We start from the raw sequence: 23,751 nt of genomic DNA, 5'->3' as shown, positions 1-23,751 counted from the left end.
CTCACGAAGCTAGACAGGAGGAGTTCACTATGAAGACAATGAAAGTCAGTATCGTCACTCCTAATGGACCGGCTTATGAAGGCGAAACAGAATTCGTTAGCACGAAAGCAACTAGCGGTGAGCTAGGTATCTTACCTGGACACATTTCAACTGTGGCACCGTTAGCAACAGCACCTGTTAAAATTAAATCACAAACTGGAACTGACTATGTTGCAGTTAGTGGCGGATTCATTGAAATTCGACCTGAAGCCGTTACAATATTGGCTCAATCTGCTGAAGTTTCAACTGAAATCGACGTTGAACGTGCAGTAGAAGCAAAAAAACGTGCAGAACAACGTTTAAATGAAAAACGTCCTGACACAGACATCAAACGTGCAGAACTTGCTTTACACAAAGCAATGAACCGTTTAAATGTTGCACAATATAAGTAATTGAAAAAAGAGTCCTTTTTTAGGGCTCTTTTTTTGATTTAGTGGTAAACAAAAGTTGCAAATAATGTTCTGGTATAAAAAAGTAGTTTGGTGCAAATGTAAACCGGGGCGGTGCAAATAAGAATGTCAAAAGTGCAATTAAAGACTAGGGCAGTGCAATTAAACAGTGGGATGGTGCAAATAAGTTTAATTGATCAGCAAATAAAATGTTAGGTGCAAATAAAAATTGAACAAAGTACAATTAAAGACCAAGGCTATTCAAATATGTAAAGATAATCACGCATATCGCAAATTACTAGTTCAAGGGCGCAAATAAAAAAGTCAAATCGCAATAAAAAATTGAAAATAGCAAATAAAAATTGAGAATCGCAAATAAATTTCGAGAATCGCAAATAAAAAAGTCAAATCGCAATTAAAAATTGAAAATAGCAATAAAAATTGAGAATCGCAATTAAATTTCGAGAATCGCAAAATAAAAAAGTCAAATCGCAATAAAATTGAAAATAGCAAATAAAAATTGAGAATCGCAATTAAATTTCGAGAATCACAAATAAAAATAGTGAATCGCAATTAAATTTCGATAATCACAAATAAAAAAGTCAAATCGCAATTAAAATTAAGAAATCACAATTAAAATCACTCAAATCGCAAATACAAGTTGATATTCTTAAAGATTAAGCTACTATATTATTTAAAACATCATATTCTCGTTAAATTTAAATCCACTTTTTAAAGAAATTAACTATAATCAGACTAAATTACCTTTAAACAGCTTAAAAACTTAAGAAGAGGCGACACTTCACTTAACATTTCAAAATCTTGAAATAGGAGGTTACATATAAATCATGTCGAATTTTATCATTAAAATAAAAAAGAGGTGATTAAATGATTTTAAAAGAAAGATCGATTCCGCTGACTATCAAGAAGTTAGAAGCTTTATTGAGGAGAATACCTGTTGAACATAATCAAAGAGTTAAAATAGAGGAGGATCTCTCAAAATTTAAAGCTGGTTATCAAGGTGAAAAGTCTTTAGATTATCACTTGAGCTTTTTCAAAAAAGAAAGGTATATTGTAATTCATGATTTAAGACTATTAGACAGTGAAATGCGTTTTTTTCAGATTGATACAATTATCCTTTCACCAAGTCTTTTATTAATCATTGAAGTGAAGAATTTTGTTGGAACACTTTATTTTGATCAAAGCTTTAACCAGCTGATTCGGAAAACTGATGGGAAAGAAGAAGCCTTTATAAATCCAATAATTCAAGTTGATCGGCAAAAGCTTCAACTTCGCAATTTGTTAGAGCAAAATAAGTATTCGAATTATCCAATTGTTCCATTAGTTGTATTAAGTAATTCAAAATTTATTATTAAAGCCTCAAACAATATACGAGAAATTGCTAGTAGAGTTATTCATTCAGATGCGCTTTATAAGAAAATAGAAGAACTTGAAATGAAATATTCTAAAAATTTATATACATTTAAGGAAATACGTAAGCTTGCCAAGCTTTTGATAAAGCAAAATCAACTATTAGATCAAAATATACTTGAGAAATACAATGTTACAAAAGACGAACTACTGACGGGAGTAATTTGTGAAGCGTGCAAAGAGTATTCGATGATCAGAACAAAGGGGTCTTGGTATTGTCCTCATTGTGGATGTGTATCAAAAAAGGCTCATTTACATTCGCTATATGACTATTATTTATTAATTGGTAATACCGTTAAGAATAAACAACTTCGTGAATTCCTCCATATATCATCAATATACTCGGCTTCAAGACTCCTATCCAAACTAAACCTACCATCATCAGGAACAAAAAAAGACAAAACCCACTATTTAGACGAGTTGTCACATCCATCCGCATTATAGTGTAATTCCGATCCCGCTGTTGTTAATATTCCATTTCTTGATATTTTAAAAAGATAGTCTGCCATGTGTTTTTTTGAGTAGGGCATGTCGTTTTCTACCCAGAAGGAGATTACGCTCATAGTTGCGCCGGATACATAGCTTACTAGCAGGTCACTTGGAACAAGGAATTTATTCTTTTTTGGCTGAATGAATACAATGCCTTTTTCGAATGCGGTTGCTAGTACATCGTAAAGACTTCTTCTAAAGAGATTTGGTCCTTGTCTTCTAAGTAAGACTTTGTAGAAGTAGCTGTTTTTTTCGATATGTTCGAATAGGTGATAATACGACTGTAGGGTCATCTCATCAAGTGAGCTTGGGTTTCCGTCATACGTACTAAAATCAACATTCTTCATAGCCTTGTCTAAATCAATTAGTTTTTCTCTTACAATTTGGCGTACCATTTGGTATTTGTCTTCGTAATGGCTATAAAAGGTCGCTCTGTTAACATTGGCTTTCTTGGTTATATCTTGAACGCTGATTGATTCAAATTCGTTATTATCAGCTAATAGTGTAATTAATGCATCTTGTAAAAGTTGTCTAGTTCGAATGACGCGAGGGTCGCGATTATTTTTTATGGACATTTTACATCTCCTTTATTAAATAACGTTAAGAAATTAAACAATAAATAACAATAGTGTTGTTTAAGCAACAAAATCTAGATTATTAACGGTTGAGTACGTTAATAAATCAATTATAATTAAAAACTATGAGAAGTAAAACGACAATGTGTTGTTTTACTTTTCTTATCTTTATAGAGAGAAACGATTAAAAATTTAGGAGGAATTTTATTTATGGGGAATATGAAGAAGATAGTGTTTGTTAACATAATTACTTTAATCGTACTAGTTGCTGGTGGATTTGCCGGTTATTACTATTATGATCAATCAACAAATTATATAAAAACAGATAATGCTAAAATAGATGGTCAACAAATTGTGATTTCATCTCCTGCTGCTGGTAAACTTAAGTCTTGGTCAGGTACATTCGGAAAAACTTTTTCAGCAAATGAATCGATTGGTAAAGTTTTAACAGCACCTCAAGCTGCTGGGGAGACTGCACATGAAGTATCAGTTTCCGTGCCAACAAATGCTACAATTGTTCAAACAACTGCAATTAAAGACCAATTAGTTGGAACAGGTTCTACACTTGGTTATGCATATAACTTAAATAATCTTTGGGTTACTGCAAACATTAAAGAAACTGAAGTAGAAGACGTGAAAAAAGGTCAAGAGGTTGATGTGTATGTTGACGCATACCCAGATACTACTTTAACAGGAACTGTAGAATTTGTAGGTTTAACTACTGCAAATACTTTTACTTTATTACCTTCTGGAAACTCTAATGCAAACTATACGAAAGTAGAACAGGTTGTACCTGTGAGAATTGCTTTAGATCATAACAAGTCATTTGAAATTGTTCCAGGAATGAATGCTTCTGTTCGTATCCATAAGTAAGGAGGAATTTCTATGTCTAGTGGAATGATCACAGTATATGGAGGGTTTTGCTTAATTGTTTTCTTTATTATTAATCGAATTGTATTAAGAAATAAAGAAAACGAACCGATAATAGATAAAAGAAAAGAAACGGTCCAATCTGAAGAAGTTCAAAAGAAATCAATGCCATCTGAATCAAATGAACAACAGAGCTTTAGTATGGGGAAAGTTTTGACTGTACTATTGCTTGGTATGTTCGTGTCAATTTTAAATCAGACATTAATAAATGTGGCTTTACCGAAGTTGATGGCAGATTTTAATGTAACCACTTCGACTGCACAATGGTTATCTACTGGTTTTATGTTAGTAAATGGTATTTTAATCCCAATTAGTGCTTACTTAGTTGAAACATTTACTTATCGCAAATTATTTATTTTTTCGATGATTGCCTTTACAATTGGTTCAATTATTTGTGCTATATCAGGAAATTTCCCGCTTATGATGGTAGGGCGTATAGTTCAAGCGGTCGGTGCGGGTATTTTAATGCCACTTGGTATGAATATATTTATGACGATCTTCCCGCCTGAAAAGCGTGGGGCTGCAATGGGATTAATGGGAATAGCAATGATTCTTGCGCCAGCTATTGGTCCAACAATAACTGGTTATGTAGTTCAAGATTATTCTTGGCATTTCTTATTTTATGGAATGGCTGGGTTCGGTGTTATTTCCATTATTTTAGCTAATGCTTGGTTCCATATTTCACGTAAACGTTCATTCCCAACTTTGGATGTTTGGGGAATCGTGAGTTCATCAGTTGGATTTGGAACTTTGTTATATGGATTTAGTGAAGCAGGTAATGAGGGCTGGAGTAGTACTGAGGTAGTTCTTTCTTTAGTCGTTGCAGGTATCAGCTTAAGTTTGTTTGTATGGAGAGAATTAACGGCAAAAACACCATTAATAAACTTAAGAGTATTTAAATCCTTTTCTTTTTCTTATACTTTATTAATTAACTTAATCGTTACAACAGCATTATATGGAGGGATGATTTTACTCCCACTGTATTTACAAAACATTCGTGGATTTACTCCAATTAAAGCAGGTTTACTATTACTTCCTGGTTCGTTAATTATGGGGGCACTTGGTCCGCTTACTGGTAAATTATTTGATAAATATGGGATTCGTCCTTTAGCGATATTTGGGTTACTCATAATGACTTATACGACTTATGAGTTCACTAAATTATCGATTGATACACCGTATTTGAAGATTATGTTTTTCTATACTTTACGTTCATTTGGTATGTCATTTATCATGATGCCGATTATGACAGCTGGTTTAAATAAGTTACCATTAAAGATGATTTCACATGGTACTGCAACACAAAATACATTGCGACAAGTTGCTGGTTCAGTAGGTACTGCAATCCTTGTTACAATTATGACCACTCAAACTACAAATCATATGGCTGACTTTTCAAATGAAGTAAATTCAACAAATCCTTTCATCATGGATTGGGTTCATCAAACTGGCGCGCAGTTAGCTGGAGCGGCTGGATTAACTCCTACACAAGGTGGAGCTTTAGCAGTTACGACGCTTTATAGTCAGGCGTCAAAATTAGCATCAATTAATGGAATTAATGATGCATTTATCTTTGCTACTGCATTATCAGGGATCGCATTAGTACTTTCATTCTTTATGGGAAGTACAAAAAGTAGAAAGATTACACAACCTCAATCTAAAAATCAAAATAAGCAGTCTTCAGAAACGATTGCATCTTAAAAAGGAGCCAGTTCATTTTTGAACTGGTTTTTTTTCGACTATTATCACTCTATTTTAATTTGTGGAAATTGTGAATAACTTTCTGTGGATTTGTGGATAACTCTTATACTAATATAAAGTTTCTGTGATTAGTAATGTCATTAAAAGTATTATATATTTATTAGAACGACGTACATCTCTGATTATTTAGGATTAATGGAATTTATTTTCCAACTATATTATCATTTTTCAGATTAATGTCAATAAATATCGACACGTTTTTGTCACATTTGTTATAATGGATACGATTACAAAACTGAATAGTAAAAATTAATGAAAAATACATTATATTTATAATAAGTATATAATGTAGAGCTCTTTAGTTAGAGGAGGGACAAGTTTCGTGAATGCTTATTTAAATAATTATGTGATTGTAGTTGTGTTTCTAGTTATAGGAATTGCACTTCCAGTTGTTGCACTTTCGGTTATTGGTAAAATTTTAAGACCGAACGTACCAACTGAAGCGAAGGCAACGACTTACGAAAGTGGGATTGAACCATTTCATGATGCGAAGGTTCGTTTTCACGCTGGATATTACATTTTTGCCCTATTATTCGTTATTTTCGATGTTGAAACTGTTTTCTTATATCCGTGGGCAGTTGCATATGATCAGTTAGGACTGTTTGCTTTTGTTGAGATGATTATCTTTATTCTTATGCTATTGTTGGGACTTATTTATGCTTGGAAGAAGAAGGTGTTGAAATGGTTATGAAGTTAGATGGAATTTCTGTTGCTGAAATGGAAGAACTCCAAAAGAATATATTTTTCACGACGTTGGAAGAAGTGAAAGCATGGGCAAGAAGCAACTCGTTATGGCCATTAACATTCGGGTTAGCTTGTTGTGCAATTGAAATGATGGGTGTAGGTTCATCACATTATGATTTAGACCGTTTTGGATCATTTTTCCGTACTTCTCCTCGTCAATCTGACTGTATGATTGTTTCAGGAACTGTAACGAAAAAGATGGCCCCAATTGTTAAACGTTTATATGACCAAATGCCTGAACCAAAATGGGTAATTGCGATGGGTTCATGCGCAACTGCTGGAGGTCCTTATGTTAACTCGTACGCGGTTGTAAAAGGAGTGGACCAAATTGTTCCAGTAGACGTGTATATTCCTGGATGTCCTCCAAATCCAGCAGCATTAATTTATGGTATTAACAAATTAAAAGAGAAGATTCGTTACGAGGCTAAAACTGGAAAGCAGGTGACGAATAAATGAGTGAAGATAAGTCTAAAGAACAATTAAAAAAAGAAGCTGCAGAGAAAGCGAAAGAAGCAGCTAGACGCAAAATGGAGCAGCTGAAGGCTGAAAAAGAAGCCGCAAAAAACAGTGAAGAAGCATCAGTAGTTGACGAACCAGCTGATGAAAATGAAGTAAAACAAGAAGAACCATCAACTGAAGATGAAAAAGCGAAAGCGCTAGCAGAAGCTAAAGCGAAAGCAGTAGCAGCGGCAAAAGCGAAGGCAGCAGCTATCTTGCAACAAAAAGCAGCAGAAGCAGGAGAACACGCAGAAGAATCAGCTTCTGATGATGAAAAGGCAAAGGCTTTAGCAGCGGCGAAAGCGAAAGCAGTAGCGGCAGCAAAAGCGAAGGCAGTAGCAATCACGAAACAAAAAGCAGCAGAAGCAGGAGAACAAGCAGAAGAATCAGCTACTGATGATGAAAAGGCAAAGGCTTTAGCAGCAGCGAAAGCGAAAGCAGTAGCGGCAGCAAAAGCAAAGGCAGCAGCAATCGCAAAACAAAAAGCCGCTGAAGGTGGAGAATCTACAGCAGACGGTGCTGATGATGAAAAAGCGAAAGCAATTGCAGCAGCGAAGGCAAAAGCAGTAGCGGCAGCAAAAGCGAAGGCAGCAGCATTGGCAAAACAAAAAGCAGCAGGTGGAGAAGACACAGCAAGTGCTGGTTCAGACGATGATGCACAAAAAGCGAAAGCAAAGGCAATTGCAGTTGCAAAGGCGAAAGCAGCGGCAGCAGCAAAAGCGAAAGCAAAAACAGGTGGTGCTACAGAGGCTCCAACTGAAGAAGTAAAAGCTTCTCATAATCAACCATTATTAGATGAAGTAAAGGCATTAATTGAAAAAGAGTTCGGAGCGGAAGTTATTGAGGAAGCAACTATTAATACGCTTTCTAAGCATGATTTAACTTTTACGATTAAAAGAGATGCTTATTTTAAAGTAGCACAGTTTTTAAAAAATAATAATCAGCTACAATTTACTTATTTATCTGGATTACATGGAACTGATTTCGTTGATTACATGGAAGTATACTCTTACATATATTCATATGAACGTAAACATGGAATCGCTTTAAAAGTAAGAGCAGACCGTGAACAACCTATAGTTGATAGTATTACTCCAATATGGGAAGGGGCAAACTGGCCGGAGCGTGAGACGTATGACTTACTTGGAATTCAGTTTGAAGGACACCCAAGATTGGAACGTATTTTACTGCCAGAAAATTGGGTTGGCTATCCACTAAGAAAAGATTACGTTCAATTTGACGAGGGGGTGTAGGATAAGTCATGATTCGTACGGAAGAAATGCTATTAAATGTCGGACCTCAGCATCCTAGTACACATGGTGTATTTCGTCTTGTGTTAAAGATTGATGGAGAGATCATTAAAGAGGCGACACCTGTCATTGGTTATCTGCACCGTGGTACAGAAAAAATCGCTGAAAATCTTCAATATACACAGATTATTCCATATACAGACCGTATGGATTATCTCTCAGCAATGACAAATAACTATGTTATCTGCCATGCTGTTGAAACAATGATGGATATCAAAGTTCCGGATCGCGCGGAGTATTTACGCGTTATCTCCATGGAATTAGGTCGAGTTGCTAGTCACTTAGTTTGGTGGGGTACAAACCTACTAGATATAGGGGCAGTGAGTCCATTCCTTTATGCTTTCCGAGAGCGTGAAATGATTATCAATTTACTAAACGAACTTTGTGGAGCAAGATTGACTTTTAACTACATGCGTGTAGGTGGAGTTAAGTGGGATGCTCCTGAAGGTTGGATTGAAAAGGTAAAAGAATTTATTCCTTATATGAGAGAGCAGTTAAAAGGATACCATGATTTAGTTTCAGGAAATGAAATCTTTATTAATCGTGTTAAAGGTATCGGTGCCTATTCACAAGAAGATGCGATTAACTTCTCATTAAGTGGTGCAAATCTTCGTTGTACCGGTATCAAATATGATCTGCGAAAAGATGCTCCATATTCTATTTACGATCGTTTTGATTTTGATGTACCAGTAGGAACGGTTGGAGATGCATGGGATCGCTATATGTGCAGAATGCTAGAGATTGAAGAGTCATTAAAGATTTTAGAACAAGCTGTTGAACAATTCCCTGCTGAAGGTGATATTTTAGCAAAAGTTCCTAAAATCATCAAAGCTCCTAAAGGTGAAGGATACGTAAGAATCGAGTCACCACGTGGAGAAATCGGTTGCTATATTGCAAGTGACGGTAAAAAAGAACCGTATCGTTTGAAGTTTAGACGACCATCTTTTTATAATCTGCAAATTCTTCCAAAGCTATTACAAGGTGAAAACATCGCAAACTTAATTACTATTTTAGGTGGTATTGATATTGTACTTGGGGAGGTAGACGGATAATGATAGAAAATCTTCTACAAAGTACACCGTCTTGGATAAATTTTCTCATCTATTTAGGCTTAGGCGTTATTTTTCTATTTGTAGTTTTAGGTTTCGTTACGTTTGGAATTCTTTCAGAGCGTAAAGTAATGGGATTCATGCAAGGGCGAATTGGTCCAAACCAAGTTGGTGGACGTTTTGGTTTACTTCAAACTGTTGCAGACGTATTAAAACTTCTTTTAAAAGAAGATACGATTCCGAAAGCAGCAGATAAGCCATTATTCATTCTTGCACCAATCATTGCATTCGCACCTGCCTTTATGGTATTAGCAACTTTACCTTTCACAGAAAACTTACAGTTCGCTGATATAGGTGTTGGATTGCTTTACTATATCGCTGTTTCAGGATTAACAACTGTTGGTGTTGTTACAGCAGGTTGGGCATCAAATAACAAATACTCGTTAATCGGTGGTATGCGTGCGGCAGCACAGATGATTTCATATGAAATTCCGTTAGTAATGAGTGTATTAGGTGTAATCCTATTAACTGGAAGCTTAAACTTAAATGATATTGTTAATGCACAAGAGAATGTATGGTTCATTGTAACTCAGCCGATTGCTTTTATTGTGTTCTTAATTGCAGCAGTTGCTGAATTAAACCGTACACCTTTTGACTTACCAGAAGCAGAATCAGAATTAGTAGCAGGTTATCATACGGAGTTTTCAGGTTTCCGTTGGGCATTCTTTATGCTTTCGGAGTATGTTTACTTTTTTGCAATGTGTTCATTAATTACGATTGTATTTTTAGGTGGATGGAATCCAATTGCAGGTCTAGATTTTATTCCTGGAGCTGTATGGTTCTCTTTAAAATTTAGTGTGATTTTATACTTATTAATTTGGTTCCGTGTAACGTTCCCACGTTTACGAGCTGACCAATTAATGGAGTTCGGTTGGAAAGTACTGTTACCAGTTTCATTAGCTAATATTTTAATAACTGCTTTAGTAAAAAGCTTGTTCTTCTAAACAAATCGACCAATCTAAAGGGGTGTGAGTCATGATTGGGTTAGTAAAAGGATTAAAATATACTCTTCAAAATTTAACGCGCGAGAAAGTAACATATGATTATCCAAATCAGCCGATTCCGTTACCAGATCGCTTTCGTGGGATTCAAAAGTTTTATCCAGAAAAATGTATTGTTTGTAATCAATGTTCAGCAATTTGTCCGACAGACTGTATTACATTAACTGGGAAAAAACATCCTGATCCTACGAAAAAGGGAAAAATTATCGACACTTATGATATCAATTTCGAAATTTGTATTTTATGTGATTTATGTACAGAGGTTTGTCCGACAGAAGCGATTATCATGACAAATAACTTCGAACTTGCTGAATATTCACGTGATGAATTGTTCAAAGATCTTCAATGGCTTGATGAAAATGATCAAAACATTCGAAAGGAGAATAAAGCATGAGTGGTTTTGTAGTTGCTTTCTTTCTTCTTTCTTTATCAGCAATTTTAGGTGGAGTTATGATGTTAAATTCTACGAAAGTTATGCATATGATGCTTTCGCTTGTTTTAACATTCGTTAGTATTGCAGGGATTTATGTTCTTCTATCAGCGGAATTCGTAGCTGTTGTTCAAATTCTTATTTATTCAGGTGCAGTAACAATCTTAATGATTTTTGGAATCATGTTAACAAAACATGATATTGAAAGTGAAAACCCAAAAAGAAATTGGCGAAATATTGCTGCGTTAATAGGTATTGTTTTATTTGGAATTGTTATGTTCTTAGGCATAAACGGACTTTCAATCGACCCATCAGATGTAGATTTAGCAACAAACAATACGAAAAATATCGGATTACAATTATTTTCAAATCATATCGTACCATTTGAAGTAATGTCTGTACTATTACTAATTGCTTTAGTAGGTGCGATCATTTTAGCAAAATCAGATGATTCAAAAGAGGAGGGTACGAAGGAATGAGTTCAGTTCCAATTAATGCTTATCTTCTTTTAGCGCTTATTTTATTTTGTATCGGATTATATGGTGCATTAACGAAGCGAAACACTGTAATCGTGTTAATTTGTATCGAGTTAATGTTAAACGCCGCAAATATTAATTTAGTGGCATTTAGTAAGCTTGGTGTGGCACCGTCTCTAACAGGACAAATTTTCTCATTATTCACGATTTCAGTAGCAGCTGCTGAAGCTGCAGTAGGCGTGGCAATCTTAATTGCATGGTATCGTCATCGTCAGACAGTCAATATCGATGAAGCTGATTCATTGAAAAGATAATTAGGAGGTGGAATTTGATGATGCAGTATGCTTGGCTTGTTCCGGTACTTCCGCTAATTTCGTTTCTAATCCTAATATTAGCTGGTACAAGAGGAAAGAAAGGTAGTGGGATTTTAGGAGCAACTTTAACAGGAATCTCATTCATCATCTCCTTGTTCGTCTTATTTGACCGTCTACAAGGGGATACAGTGCAGAAATTATATACTTGGTTAACAATTGGTAATATTGAAATTCACGTTGGTTATGTAGTAAATGCACTAAATGCGTTAATGTTAGTAATCGTTACGTTTGTTAGTACACTAGTACATATATACTCAACTGCTTATATGGAAGATGATGATCGCATTACGGTGTTCTTTGCGTATTTAGGGTTATTTACATTTGCAATGCTAGCGCTTGTTATTTCACCTAGTATTCTACAACTTTATGTATTCTGGGAGTTAGTAGGTCTAGGATCATTCTTGCTTGTTGGTTTCTACTTCTATAAAGAAGAAGCAAAAGCAGCAGCTAAAAAAGCGTTCATTATGACTAGAATAGGGGACGTTGGTTTATTTATTGGGATGGTCCTTTTATTTTGGAAAACAAAAAGCTTTGACTTCGATCAAATCTTCAATGTAATCCAAGGTGGACAAGTAAGTAATGGCATGTTAACACTTATTGCAATTTTAATTTTCATTGGAGCAATGGGTAAATCAGGTCAATTCCCACTTCACACTTGGCTTCCTGATGCGATGGAAGGTCCAACACCAGTTTCTGCATTAATTCACGCGGCGACAATGGTAGCAGCCGGTGTTTATTTAGTAGCAACAACATATCCAATATTTATAGCTAGTGGAACTGCTTTAACTGTAGTTGCGATTGTCGGAGGATTTACGGCGATCTTTGCAGCAAGTATTGGTCTTGTACAAAGAGATATTAAGCGTGTGCTTGCATACTCTACAGTCAGTCAATTAGGTTATATGATGCTTGCATTAGGTGTGGGAGGATATACAGCAAGTATTTTCCACTTAACTACTCATGCATTCTTTAAAGCATTGTTATTCTTAGCAGCAGGTAGTGTTATACACGCTGTACACACTCAAGACATCTTTAAAATGGGCGGATTACGTCAGAAAATGAAGTGGACATCTACGCTATTCTTAATTGGAACATTAGCCATTACAGGTGTACCTTTACTATCTGGTTTCTTTAGTAAGGATGAGATTATAGCAGCAACTTGGGAAAATGGAAATTACGTTTTATTTGTTGTCGCTTTAGTTGCAGCATTCTTTACTTCTTTCTATATGTTCCGCTTATTCTTCTTAGTTTTCACTGGTGAAGAAAAAACAAAAGGTGCTCACGAGTCACCGAAGTCAATGGTTCTTCCAATGGCATTATTAGGGGTTCTTGCTATATTTGCAGGGTATATTAATACGCCATTCTTTGGTCGCCACTTAAATGACTTTTTATTAGATGGAGTTCCATTTGAAATCACAGAACATAGTCACGAACCAGTTTGGATTATGATCGTAGCAACACTTGTATCATTGGCAGGTATTACACTTGCTTACAATATGTATGGAAGAAAAGCTCAGCAAACTAACGAAGAAGAAAATGGATTATTCCATGAAATTCTACTTAATAAATATTATGTGGATGAATTATATAACGTAACAATCGTAAAAGGTATGTTTGCAATCGGTCACATAATGTTTGCGATTGAACGTTTTGTAATTGAAGGACTTGCAGTTCTAGTAAAAGGAATTGTAAGTAGTATCGGTGGAATTGGTTCAAGGCTTCAAAGTGGTCAAGTGCAAACTTATGGATTTATTACACTACTTGGTCTTGCTCTAATCTTACTAGCAATCGTTGTGACAGGGGGGTACAACTTATGATGTCGCATTTCTTATTATGGGTTGTTTTCTCACCTTTATTAGGATTATTACTAGTCTCTTTTGCTCCAAAGAATTCTTATAAGCTTTGGGCATTATTGACGTCAGTTTTATCATTCGCAGTTACTATACTTGCATATATTGCAGGTCAAAACCTTTCTAGTTTAAAAGATTGGAATATTTCATACGATTGGTTCTCGTTTGGAAAATTTTTCGCTAGTTCTACTAGATTGTTTGAAGTAAAGTTTGAGCTTGGGGTAGATGGTCTATCATTAGTGATGATTTTACTTACGGGTATTATCTCATTAATCGCAGTAATAGCAGCTTACTCAATTAATAAAAGTTCAAAAGGCTTCTATCAACTACTATTTATATTACAAGTGGGTATGTTTGGTGTGTTTGCAGCTCAGAACTTAGTGTTATTCTTCTTATTCTTTGAAATAACGCTAGTTCCGATGTTCTTCTTAATCGGAAAATGGGGCCGATTTGATAGTGAACGTGCTGGTTACCAATTCTTAATTTACAACGGATTGGGATCTGCATTCTTACTATTTGTTATCGCTGTTCTATTTGCTCGTACAGGCACAACAAACTATGCAGCATTATCAAGTATCAGTCCAATGGGGCAAACTACAGTGAGCCCAATTTCGGATACTTTAAAAATGGTTTTATTAATTTGTTTATTAATTGCATTTGCAATCAAGCTACCTTTATTCCCGTTCCACCGCTGGATGGTGAATGTTCATACTCAGGCAAATCCTGCTGTTGTAATCATTCACGCTGGAATCCTATTAAAAATTGGAACTTACGGTTTAATTCGTTTTGCTTTAGGTGTTTTCCCAGAGCAATTTGAAAAAATGTCAGTAGCTCTTGCGATTATTGGTGTAATTAATTTACTTTACGGAGCTTATATTGCTTTAATACAAAAAGATTTACGTTCAGTATTAGCTTATTCAAGTTTCTCACATATGGGGATTGTTATTATTGGATTAGCAGCTATGAATAGTGCTGGGATTCAAGGGGCAATTTTACAATCAGTATCTCACGGTTTAATTGCAGCACTCCTGTTTTTAATAGTTGGAATGCTAGAAAATCGAGGCGATTCTACTAGCTTTGATCGTATTTCTGGTCTATCAAAATCAACACCTAGACTTGCTGGGTTACTACTTTTTGGCGGTATGGCATCACTAGGTTTACCGGGTCTATCAGGATTCGTTGGAGAATGGCTATCATTTGTTGGCCTTTTCCAAAGTCATAAAGTAATTGCAACAGTAGGTACTCTAGGGATCATTTTAACTGCGGCTTATATTTTAAGAGCTATTCTACAATTAAGCTTCGGAAAAAATAGTGAATTTATTTCGTCATTCACTGATTTATCAAAACGTGAAGCAATCGCATCAGGTATTTTAGTATTTGCGATCGTCCTGTTTGGTGTATACCCAGCTTTCGTAAATGATATGATTGTGTCATCAGTGGATTTTATCATTCAAGGGATTAGAGGTGTATAGAAGATGACATGGAAGGCTTTATCTGAATTTCAATGGGGAACAATGGGTCCAGAGATCATTCTAGTAGCTGCTGCGCTTCTTCTATTAACTCTTGAACTCTTATTACCTAAAAATGCGAGTCGTAAAATAGTTGGTTGGGTTGGCCTACTTAGTGTTGTTGGATCATTTATATGGTTAATCACACTTTATTCCCATAAACCAATAAGTCTATTAGCGGGATCGTTTAAACTTGATTCATTCGGGCTTTTATTTAAAACAGTATTATTAATTGGTGCAATCTTAATCCTATTACTTGCACTAGGAGATAAAACAATTGCAGAACGTTCAGAATACTATACATTGTTTATAACGGCATTAATTGGAGCAATGTATATGGCTTCAAGTAGTGACTTAATTACTTTATTTATTGGATTAGAGCTACTTTCAATTTCATCTTATATTCTTGTTGGAATTCAAAAGAGAAGAGAGGGTTCCTCAGAGGCCGCACTTAAGTATGTAATTAACGGTGGTATTTCAACTGCCATTACATTATTCGGATTAAGCTATGCTTATGGCTTAACAGGGACTACAAACATTACTGAAATGAATATGGTACTTTCCCAAGGGATACCAAGTAGTAATGAATTTCTAATGATTCTAGCATTCGTATTAGTATTCGTTGGATTATCATTTAAACTTGCATCTGTTCCGTTCCATATGTGGGCGCCAGATGTATATGAAGGTGCACCGACACCTGTCACGGCATTCTTAGCAACTGTTTCAAAAACAGGTGGATTTATTATCGTACTTCGCATCTTCTTAGCAGTCTTTACTGGTGCCTTGTTGATGAAGGAACAAAAATCAGTATTTGAAGTAATGCAGCCCGTAGTTGCTACACTAGCCGCATTATCGATGATTATTGGTAATACAATTGCTCTAAAACAAGATAGTCTAAAGCGTATACTTGCATACTCAGGTATTGCACATGGAGGTTATGTTCTAGTTGCATTTGTCAGTATTTCACCATTCATGTTCGAAAGTATTTGGTTCTATTTATTGGCTTATACATTTATGACAATCGGGATTTTAACAATTGTTTATAATGTACAACAACAAAGAGGAACTGATTCTTTATCATCATTTGCAGGCCTGATTAAAACGAATCCGTTTTTAGCAATTACAATGACAATATTTATTTTATCTCTAGCGGGTATTCCATTAACTGCAGGATTTATTGGAAAGTTAAGTATCTTCATGGGGGCATTTGTCCAAGTTAAAGGATACTATGTATTAGGTGGAATTTTACTATTAACAACAGTCGTATCTTACTTTTACTATTTTGGCATCCTTCAAAATATTTTCTTTAGAAGTGGCGAAGAACGAAAAATAGTACTTCCTAAGACACATCTATTCGTTGTACTAGTTTGTGCGATTGTAACGATTGGTTTAGGTATTAAACCATCTATAGCTTTAGATTTATTCCATAAACTAGACATTGTTAAAGACTTCTTTATGGCGTAAAATATAGTTAAATTAGAAAAGTGTAGGGTTATTCCTACACTTTTTAATTTGTGTAAAAAAATTTATTTAGTTTTCAGACTGATTGAAATAGCATATCGTTCAAGAAACAGTGCAAATAGAGAGACAAAGTAACGCCTTAACAATACTCTTTTTGTAAACAATCTGAAAGCTTTTTCTTTAAAGAACGAGCGAAAAGAGGACGTGAAAAATGGAAGCTTTGGTTGGGACAGATGCGTTATTAGCAATAATAGTCCATTTACTTTTCATTATTTTAACTTGGTGGGCGATAACCGCAATTAAATGGGAAAGTATTATGAAAAAAGGACATGTCGCCCAAATTCGACTTTTTATGGTTTTATTAACAATTACGATTTCTTCTGCTGTAAGTAGTTTTTTCTTAGATTATCTTCAGTATGCAAAAAATATCACATATTTATTGAAATAATTTGTCAAAAAGTATGTTACGATGGCCCGTATAAACCCTTCTCTACCTGTGAAAAATGGAAGTAAGAGAGGGGATTATTTATGAAAAAGACTATGTATTTATTTTTAATTACGATTACTTTTGCGATTGCACTTTTTTATAATTGGGGAAAAATCGGTATGGCTGACACAGGAGTCGGTCAATTGAATCGTTTTGCAGATGTATTAAATAAAAAAGACATTTCGGTAACAAGTTGGAATTTATATGCTAGAGAAGCTAAAATGAACACTTCGGTGGCCAAAATAGTTGGTAAATATAAAGAAGATTTTAAAAAATTTAAGTGGACTAATACAAATAATGGTAATAAAATAATTGGTACATTTAGCCATTCATCGGTCACAGAACGAATCGTTGTTACATCTACTAGCAGTAATAGTAGTTATGTAATTTATGAACTGAGTGGGACTAAATGGGACCAACGAGCTGAGAAAGAAACAAGAATACTCATTAAGAACTCACTGGAAAATATTTTTAGTAAAGAACCTACTTTTTTTACTTGTATAAAGGGGACAATGGGTGGTAAACTTGAAGGTGTTTTGCAGGGTATAAAAAATGATTTATTGGGGACTTTTAAAGCAACAAAAATTGAAGAAATAAAAGAAGGGGCATTCGTCTCTGTTTCAGCATATACTGAACAGTGGAATGACGCTCTGGTTGCAAATGGCAAAAAAATAAATTTACAAATTGCAATACATGAAAACAATGTTGATAAATCAACGACAATTATTATTGGAACACCGATTATAACAGTAGAATATTGATAGATCTATTTTAGGACACGGAGGGGAAAAGTTTGGATAAAATCATTGTCCGTGGCGGGAAACAGCTTCAAGGCACAGTTCGTGTAGAAGGTGCAAAAAATGCTGTCTTACCAGTTCTTGCTGCAGCGCTACTAGCTAGTGAAGGAAAAAATATAATTCATGACGTACCAACTCTATCTGATGTTTACACGATTAACGAAGTTCTTCGTAATTTGAATACAGAGGTTGAGTTCAAAAATAATACAGTAACAGTCGATGCTTCAAAGGATTTACATGTTGAAGCACCATTTGAATATGTTCGTAAAATGCGAGCATCTATTCTTGTAATGGGACCACTATTAGCTAGAAACGGTCATGCACGTGTAGCGTTACCAGGTGGATGTGCAATTGGATCTAGACCGATTGAACAACATTTAAAAGGTTTTGAAGCAATGGGAGCTCAAATTACGGTAGGAAATGGTTTTGTAGAAGCAAAATCAAACGGTCGTTTAAAAGGGGCAAAAATCTATTTAGATTTCCCAAGTGTAGGAGCAACAGAAAATATCATGTCTGCAGCAGCACTTGCTGAAGGAACTACTGTTCTTGAAAATGCTGCAAAAGAACCTGAAATTGTTGACTTAGCAAACTTCATCAATTCAATGGGTGGTAAAGTTCGTGGTGCTGGAACAGGTACTATTCGAATCGAAGGGGTACCAACACTATTTGGTACAACTCACCACATTATCCCAGACCGTATTGAAGCTGGAACATTTATGGTTGCAGCAGCAATTACGAATGGAAATGTATTAATTGAAAATGCAGTTCCAGAACACTTAAGCTCAGTTGTAGCTAAAATGCGTGAAATGGGAGTAACAATTATCGAGGAAGAAGAAGGTCTTCGTGTAATTGGATCAGACAATTTAAAACCTGTAGACATCAAAACAATGCCTCACCCAGGCTTCCCAACAGATATGCAATCACAAATGATGGCACTTCTATTAAAAGCTAATGGAACAGGCATGATTACTGAAACAGTATTCGAAAATCGTTTCATGCACGTTGAAGAATTCCGTCGCATGAATGCAAATATTAAAATTGAAGGTCGTTCTACGATTATTCATGGACCAAATGATCTTCAAGGAGCAGAAGTAGCTGCTACTGATTTACGTGCTGCTGCATCACTAATCCTTGCTGGTCTTGTTGTAGATGGATATACTCGCGTTACTGAGTTAAAACATTTAGATCGTGGATATGTAAATTTCCATGAAAAGCTTGCTGCACTTGGAGCGGACATTGAACGTGTAAACGAACCAAGCACAGCAATAGAGGAAGAAACACTAAAAGATTTACAAGCGTAAACTAAAAACTAATTCAGATGCCTGGCACTATGTGTTACCCCACATAGAGTCAGGCATTTTTGCATTTTCATGCAACTATCTACTATCAGTTATAGACAGAAACCGTATAAAATATTCTAAAAATAATAAAAAAATAATACAATTTGTTATAAGAACCTAATGTTAAATCGATCTATATTGTTCTAAATGCTTGTCCATATACATAAATTATTTTTAGAAAGGGCAATTAGTTGAAAATTGTCATTTAAAGTTGTTTTGAAATGGATAGGAGGAAAATATGAAGTCATTTAAAACATTAATCACTGCAGGATTAACTACTTGCTCAGTCGTCATTATTATCCCAACATTGCTTGTTCTACCGTTTCATAGTCATACAGATGGTAGATTGGTTGATCAGCTACAGAAAAAGGCTAACCAAGTTGCAGCAGCGAACAAAAATGACAATCTAAGTATTGAGGTTTTTAGAACAAAAACGCAAAAAGTTGAAAAGTTACCAATCGAAGAATACGTACTAGGAGTCGTAGCTTCAGAAATGCCAGCAAAATTTGAACCGGAAGCATTAAAAGCTCAATGTTTAAGCGCAAGAACGTTTATTATCAAGAGATTAAAAGAAGGTAAGCCACTCGAAGAAGGCGGAATAGTAGATGATACTGTTCAATTCCAAGTCTTTCAGGACCGTGATGATTTAAAGAAAAGATTTGGATCTAAATACGAAGTAAACATAGCAAAAATAGAAAATGCAGTAAAAGCCACCGAAGGACAAATATTAACATACGATGGACAACCTATTACAGCTTCATTCTTCTCTTCAAGTAATGGCTACACAGAAAACTCAGAAGAATATTGGAGTAGTAGTGTACCATATTTAAAAAGTGTAAAAAGCCCATGGGATTCTGTTGCACCTGACTATATTTCAAAAAAAGCATTCACCATAAGTGATTTTGAAAATAAACTTAATGTTAAAATTAATAAATCAGACATAGGAAAAGTCATTTCAAGAACTAAAGGTAAACGTGTAGAAAAAGTAGCATTTGGCAAAAAGACTCGCTCAGGCAAAGAAATTCGAGAAAAACTAAACCTACGATCAACAGATTTTACATGGGAACGTAAAGGTAACGAAATCATCATCACTACAAGAGGATTTGGCCATGGAGTAGGAATGAGTCAGTACGGAGCAAATGAACTTGCAAAGCAAGGAAAAACATTCGATGAGATCGTTAAGTATTATTACAAGGGAGTTGACATAAAAAAGCTTAGTAAGAAGGATTATGACACATTAGAGAAGCTATGACTAAAAAACGGACCTCAGGGGGTCTGTTTTTATTTGTATAAGATATAAGAAAATAACTTAAAAACCACTCTAAATTGAACTGAAAATAGTCCATCTTAGAGTGGTTTCTTATTAAATAGAATCACTTATTTGCATTTTCGCTTTATTTAATTGCTGTATTGAAGGTTTATATTGCAGCTCCACTAATTTAATTGCAGTACGAATCTGCAGTTATTCAAGTTAATTTGCAGACGATACAAAAAGATTACTCTGCATTTTCAAACTTCAAATCCTATACTTACTGCTTTTGAGCATACTTATAATAAAAATAACCAACAAATGGACGTACTTTAATGTTTTTTACACTTGGCTTTTGTAAGTACACATATCCAGCTTGGTAGACTGGAGCGATGGCAGCATCATTTAGTAACAGGTCTTCTGCATTATGAAGGAGCAGAGTGCGTTCTGATTCATTTTGTAAGCTAATTGTATTTGCCTTTTTTAAGAATTCGTCATATTGTTTATTTTTAAAGTTTAATACATTTAAAGCTGAATTTGATGTGAATAGTTCTAAGTAAGTCGTTGGGTCTGGATAATCTGCACCCCATGTATCTAAAGAAAGATCATAATTTCCTTGCTGACGTAGTTCAAATTTTTGTTGTGCAGGTTGTACGATAATATTAACCGTTAAGCCTTTTAAGTTTGTTTCTAATTGTGATTTAAGGTATTCACCGATTTTACGTGAAGTATTGCTATCGCTAACTAGTAATGAGATTGTAGCTTTTGATTTGCCACTCTCCGTTAAAGCCTCTTTAAATAGTGTTTCAGCTTCTTCTAGACTTACTGTAGAAGGATGAGTTGTTGATTTAACAAAATCTACACCTTTAGAGTTTTTTACTAATCCTTTTGGAATGATTCGATCAGTAGGGAGAGATCCATCGTTTAAAAGTGTCGTACTAATATCTTCTTTATTAAAGCCATTTGCAATCGCCTTGCGCATTTTTTTGTTTGCTAATAATGGATTCTTTTGATTAAAGCTAATGTAAGACACTATTGGCATGGCTAATTTATTTAATTCTTTATTTCCTTTAAAGCGATCAATCACACTTGAATCAATAATAGCTTGATCAAGTTCGCCAGTTTCAAAGAGATTAACAGCAGTTGTAGTTTCCTTCATTATTTTAACGTCAATTTTATTCACATGTACGTTCTTTTTGTCATAGTATTGTGGATTTTTAGTCATTGTGAAGCCAGCTTCATGATTCCATTTGCTTACAACATAAGGACCGTTATATAAAGTAGTGTTAGCTTCTAAACCATATTTGCGACCTTGTTCTTTAACGAATTTTTCATTTAATGGGAAGTACATTGGTAGACTTGTAAGTTGAATGAAATAGGGTATAGGACGTTCAAGTTTAATTTGTAATGTTTTATCATCTAATGCAGTTACCCCCAATTTATCCACAGCTAGCTTTCCTTGGTTAATTTCTTTTGCATTTTCAATATCATATAAATCGTATGCAAACTGGGCTTTTGTATTTGGATTAACTGCTCGTTTCATTGCAAAAACAAAATCTTTAGCAGTTACTGGATCTCCGTTTGAATATTTAGCATCTCTTAAAGTAAATATGTAAACCTTACCATCAGCACTAACTTTATGTGATAAAGCGGCTGCAGGAACATATTCTCCTTTTTCATTAGGCATATACAGACCTTCCATAACACTATTAAGAGCGTTTAAAGATGGTCCATCTAAAGCTAGTGAACTATCAAGACTTACGATATCTGAAGTATCCATTAAATGTAGGGTATGATCATCTGATTTTCCAGAGGCTTGATTAGATTGTTGTCCACATCCTGCTAGGGCCAATGTAAGTAATATAGTCATTGATACGAATTTTTTCTTAGTAAAAAGCATTCTATTTTCTCTCCTTATTTTTGGGTACAAAAAAAGAGTCCCCGCCTTATAAAAAGGACGAGGACTCCCGTGGTGCCACCTTAATTAGTCTAAAACCGTTTAGACTCACTTTGCAGTATCAAAACAAATGAATTGAACTACCTTGTGACAAAAAGCAGTATCGAAACATTAGTTTGAATACCTGTCTCTTTTATCGGTGAGACGTCCGCCAAAGCCTACTGCATTTTATAAATGGTTCGGTTCGGGTGCTCAGAAGCCCATTCAAAAATATGTCCGTACTGACTTGCACCTACCGTCAGCTCTCTGAAACTTTCATATAATCTACTCTTCTTCATCATCGCAAAAAATATATAATAACCTGAAATAATTTTTTAAGTTTAAGTTTTTAATACATCGTACAAGCTTGTAGTGTGATTATATTTTGTATAAAAGAAAAATGCAAGAAAAATAATTTTTTAAATTCATTAATGGATATATTAACTTATCCACAAATATTGTGTATAAACTTTGTGGAATTGTGGATAAATCGCTTTCATTTGTTAATATTTATCTAGTTTTTTGTGGATTAATGTGAATTTGTTTGAAATTGTGTGGAAAAATAAGAATTTTGTCGAACTAAAATTTTCTAAATTGCGTATATAATTTCCAAAATCTGTTGACAATGATTGCAGAGGTGATAAGGATGAGAGAGGAACAAAACAAAAAAACTTCTCAAAAAGTTATTAAAATGTTAAGAAAGCGTTGGGTAGTACCAGCAATTTATTTAGTGAGTGCAGCGGTAATATTAACAGGTGCGTTATGGTATCAATACAGTAATGCTCCAACTCCAACAAAAACTGGAACTACAGTTGATACGACAAGAGAGCCAGATGCAATTCCAGCTTCACAGCCTGAAGAAAAATTAACATACCCTGTTTCAAAGGATGTAACAGTTCAAGTTAAGAGTCATTATTATGATGATTCAGCTTCAAAAGATGAGCAACAAGCATCTTTAATTCAAACGGATAGTAATACTTTCACGATCAACACTGGAATGGATTTAGTTGATAAAAGTGGAAAAGAATTTGATGTAACAGCTGCTTTAAGTGGTACTGTAACAAAAGCTCAAAAAGATGCTGAGTTAGGTTATGTTGTTGTAGTAGAAAGTGGGAACGGTTTAGTTTCATACTATCAAAGCTTAAAATCAGTAAGTGTTGACCCTGGAACAAAAGTTTCACAAGGACAAGTTCTTGGTACAGCTGGAACGGCTTTAATTGGCAAAGAAAATGGCATTCATGTTCACTACGAATTACGTAAAGATGGTGTAGCAATTAATCCAGAGAAATACCAAGGACAAGAAGTTTCATCGATTATTAGCTCTGTAAATACTAAGAGCGAAACAAAAGAATCTAACACTATGAATACTTCTGGAAGTGTATCAGATGATAACGAAGAGGATTCATCTAATAGTGATACAGATGGAAATAAAATTCAGCAATAATAAATAAGCATTTCACAAAGTGCCCAACACGCGGGATTCATACCCCATATGTGTTGGGCACTTGTTTTTTTCTGATAATTGTGCATAGTTAGAAACTTTCTCTAATACAATGTTATAAACCCATCA

Annotated in this window: 22 protein-coding genes and 1 other annotated feature; of the genes, 20 read left to right on the top strand and 2 right to left on the bottom strand. The window is 34.9% G+C overall.

Annotation, left to right across the window (positions count from 1 at the left end; translation table 11 throughout):
- The first annotated feature begins 29 nt into the window (after positions 1-29).
- Positions 30-431: a F0F1 ATP synthase subunit epsilon gene (locus COC46_RS09615; protein ID WP_098809488.1), complete on the top strand. Its 402-nt coding sequence runs from the start codon at positions 30-32 to the stop codon at positions 429-431.
- An 885-nt stretch (positions 432-1,316) separates the two neighbouring features.
- Entirely contained in the window at positions 1,317-2,303 is a 987-nt protein-coding gene (locus COC46_RS09610; protein ID WP_098809487.1) for a nuclease-related domain-containing protein, read from the top strand.
- Here the strand turns inward: COC46_RS09610 and COC46_RS09605 are convergent.
- Entirely contained in the window at positions 2,267-2,923 is a 657-nt protein-coding gene (locus tag COC46_RS09605) for a TetR/AcrR family transcriptional regulator (protein WP_098809486.1), read from the bottom strand. The genes COC46_RS09610 and COC46_RS09605 overlap by 37 nt on opposite strands.
- A gap of 210 nt (positions 2,924-3,133) precedes the next feature.
- Here COC46_RS09605 and COC46_RS09600 point away from each other — a divergent pair, with 210 nt between their 5' ends.
- From COC46_RS09600 to spoIID, 17 genes are all read left to right on the top strand, one after another.
- A complete protein-coding gene (locus tag COC46_RS09600; RefSeq protein ID WP_098809485.1) occupies positions 3,134-3,796 on the top strand; it encodes an HlyD family secretion protein in 663 nt (220 codons plus the stop codon).
- A gap of 12 nt (positions 3,797-3,808) precedes the next feature.
- Complete coding sequence (locus COC46_RS09595) at positions 3,809-5,554, top strand: DHA2 family efflux MFS transporter permease subunit (protein ID WP_098809484.1); 1,746 nt, start codon at positions 3,809-3,811, stop codon at positions 5,552-5,554.
- 382 nt (positions 5,555-5,936) lie between these two features.
- On the top strand, positions 5,937-6,305 hold the full coding sequence (locus COC46_RS09590; RefSeq protein ID WP_056469320.1) for an NADH-quinone oxidoreductase subunit A: 369 nt from the start codon (positions 5,937-5,939) through the stop codon (positions 6,303-6,305).
- Positions 6,296-6,814 (top strand): NuoB/complex I 20 kDa subunit family protein, encoded by a 519-nt coding sequence (locus tag COC46_RS09585; protein WP_056469321.1) that lies wholly within the window; start codon positions 6,296-6,298, stop codon positions 6,812-6,814. Before COC46_RS09590 ends, COC46_RS09585 begins: the two co-directional genes overlap by 10 nt.
- A complete protein-coding gene (locus COC46_RS09580; protein ID WP_098809483.1) occupies positions 6,811-8,109 on the top strand; it encodes an NADH-quinone oxidoreductase subunit C in 1,299 nt (432 codons plus the stop codon). Before COC46_RS09585 ends, COC46_RS09580 begins: the two co-directional genes overlap by 4 nt.
- Positions 8,110-8,117: 8 nt before the next feature.
- Positions 8,118-9,218: an NADH-quinone oxidoreductase subunit D gene (locus COC46_RS09575; RefSeq protein ID WP_098809482.1), complete on the top strand. Its 1,101-nt coding sequence runs from the start codon at positions 8,118-8,120 to the stop codon at positions 9,216-9,218.
- A complete protein-coding gene (gene nuoH / locus COC46_RS09570; RefSeq protein ID WP_098809481.1) occupies positions 9,218-10,219 on the top strand; it encodes an NADH-quinone oxidoreductase subunit NuoH in 1,002 nt (333 codons plus the stop codon). The genes COC46_RS09575 and nuoH overlap by 1 nt, the downstream gene beginning before the upstream one ends.
- A 31-nt stretch (positions 10,220-10,250) precedes the next feature.
- Positions 10,251-10,670, top strand: a complete 420-nt coding sequence (gene nuoI / locus COC46_RS09565) for an NADH-quinone oxidoreductase subunit NuoI (protein ID WP_025568978.1) — start codon at positions 10,251-10,253, stop codon at positions 10,668-10,670.
- Positions 10,667-11,185, top strand: coding sequence for an NADH-quinone oxidoreductase subunit J (locus COC46_RS09560; protein WP_098809480.1), 519 nt, complete (start codon positions 10,667-10,669; stop codon positions 11,183-11,185). The genes nuoI and COC46_RS09560 overlap by 4 nt, the downstream gene beginning before the upstream one ends.
- On the top strand, positions 11,182-11,496 hold the full coding sequence (gene nuoK / locus COC46_RS09555) for an NADH-quinone oxidoreductase subunit NuoK (RefSeq protein WP_025568976.1): 315 nt from the start codon (positions 11,182-11,184) through the stop codon (positions 11,494-11,496). Before COC46_RS09560 ends, nuoK begins: the two co-directional genes overlap by 4 nt.
- Before the next feature lie 17 nt (positions 11,497-11,513).
- Positions 11,514-13,370, top strand: a complete 1,857-nt coding sequence (gene nuoL, locus COC46_RS09550; protein WP_098809479.1) for an NADH-quinone oxidoreductase subunit L — start codon at positions 11,514-11,516, stop codon at positions 13,368-13,370.
- On the top strand, positions 13,367-14,875 hold the full coding sequence (locus tag COC46_RS09545) for a complex I subunit 4 family protein (RefSeq protein ID WP_098809478.1): 1,509 nt from the start codon (positions 13,367-13,369) through the stop codon (positions 14,873-14,875). The genes nuoL and COC46_RS09545 overlap by 4 nt, the downstream gene beginning before the upstream one ends.
- A 3-nt stretch (positions 14,876-14,878) precedes the next feature.
- Positions 14,879-16,375, top strand: coding sequence for an NADH-quinone oxidoreductase subunit NuoN (nuoN, locus tag COC46_RS09540; RefSeq protein WP_098809477.1), 1,497 nt, complete (start codon positions 14,879-14,881; stop codon positions 16,373-16,375).
- Between the two features lie 208 nt (positions 16,376-16,583).
- A complete protein-coding gene (locus tag COC46_RS09535; protein ID WP_098809476.1) occupies positions 16,584-16,820 on the top strand; it encodes a DUF1146 family protein in 237 nt (78 codons plus the stop codon).
- Positions 16,821-16,900: 80 nt separating this feature from the next.
- On the top strand, positions 16,901-17,620 hold the full coding sequence (locus COC46_RS09530) for a YwmB family TATA-box binding protein (protein WP_098809475.1): 720 nt from the start codon (positions 16,901-16,903) through the stop codon (positions 17,618-17,620).
- A gap of 32 nt (positions 17,621-17,652) precedes the next feature.
- Positions 17,653-18,957 carry a UDP-N-acetylglucosamine 1-carboxyvinyltransferase gene (murA, locus tag COC46_RS09525; protein ID WP_098809474.1) on the top strand — a complete coding sequence of 435 codons (1,305 nt, stop codon included), beginning with the start codon at positions 17,653-17,655 and terminating at the stop codon, positions 18,955-18,957.
- 277 nt (positions 18,958-19,234) lie between these two features.
- A complete protein-coding gene (spoIID, locus tag COC46_RS09520; protein ID WP_098809473.1) occupies positions 19,235-20,248 on the top strand; it encodes a stage II sporulation protein D in 1,014 nt (337 codons plus the stop codon).
- Positions 20,249-20,525: 277 nt separating this feature from the next.
- Here spoIID and COC46_RS09515 read toward each other — a convergent pair whose 3' ends face one another.
- Positions 20,526-22,145, bottom strand: coding sequence for a peptide ABC transporter substrate-binding protein (locus COC46_RS09515; RefSeq protein ID WP_098809472.1), 1,620 nt, complete (start codon positions 22,143-22,145; stop codon positions 20,526-20,528).
- 50 nt (positions 22,146-22,195) lie between these two features.
- Positions 22,196-22,492 (bottom strand) — a binding site (T-box leader).
- Between the two features lie 335 nt (positions 22,493-22,827).
- On the opposite strand from COC46_RS09515, the gene spoIIQ reads away from it, so the two are divergent.
- Entirely contained in the window at positions 22,828-23,625 is a 798-nt protein-coding gene (gene spoIIQ / locus COC46_RS09510; RefSeq protein WP_176545114.1) for a stage II sporulation protein SpoIIQ, read from the top strand.
- Positions 23,626-23,751 lie beyond the last annotated feature (126 nt).

It is taken from the genome of Bacillus sp. AFS041924, assembly GCF_002577195.1.
In the GTDB taxonomy this organism is placed as follows: domain Bacteria; phylum Bacillota; class Bacilli; order Bacillales; family Bacillaceae_G; genus Gottfriedia.
Note: the sequence above shows the minus strand (reverse complement) of the source record. Positions and strands in the feature narration are given on the sequence as shown.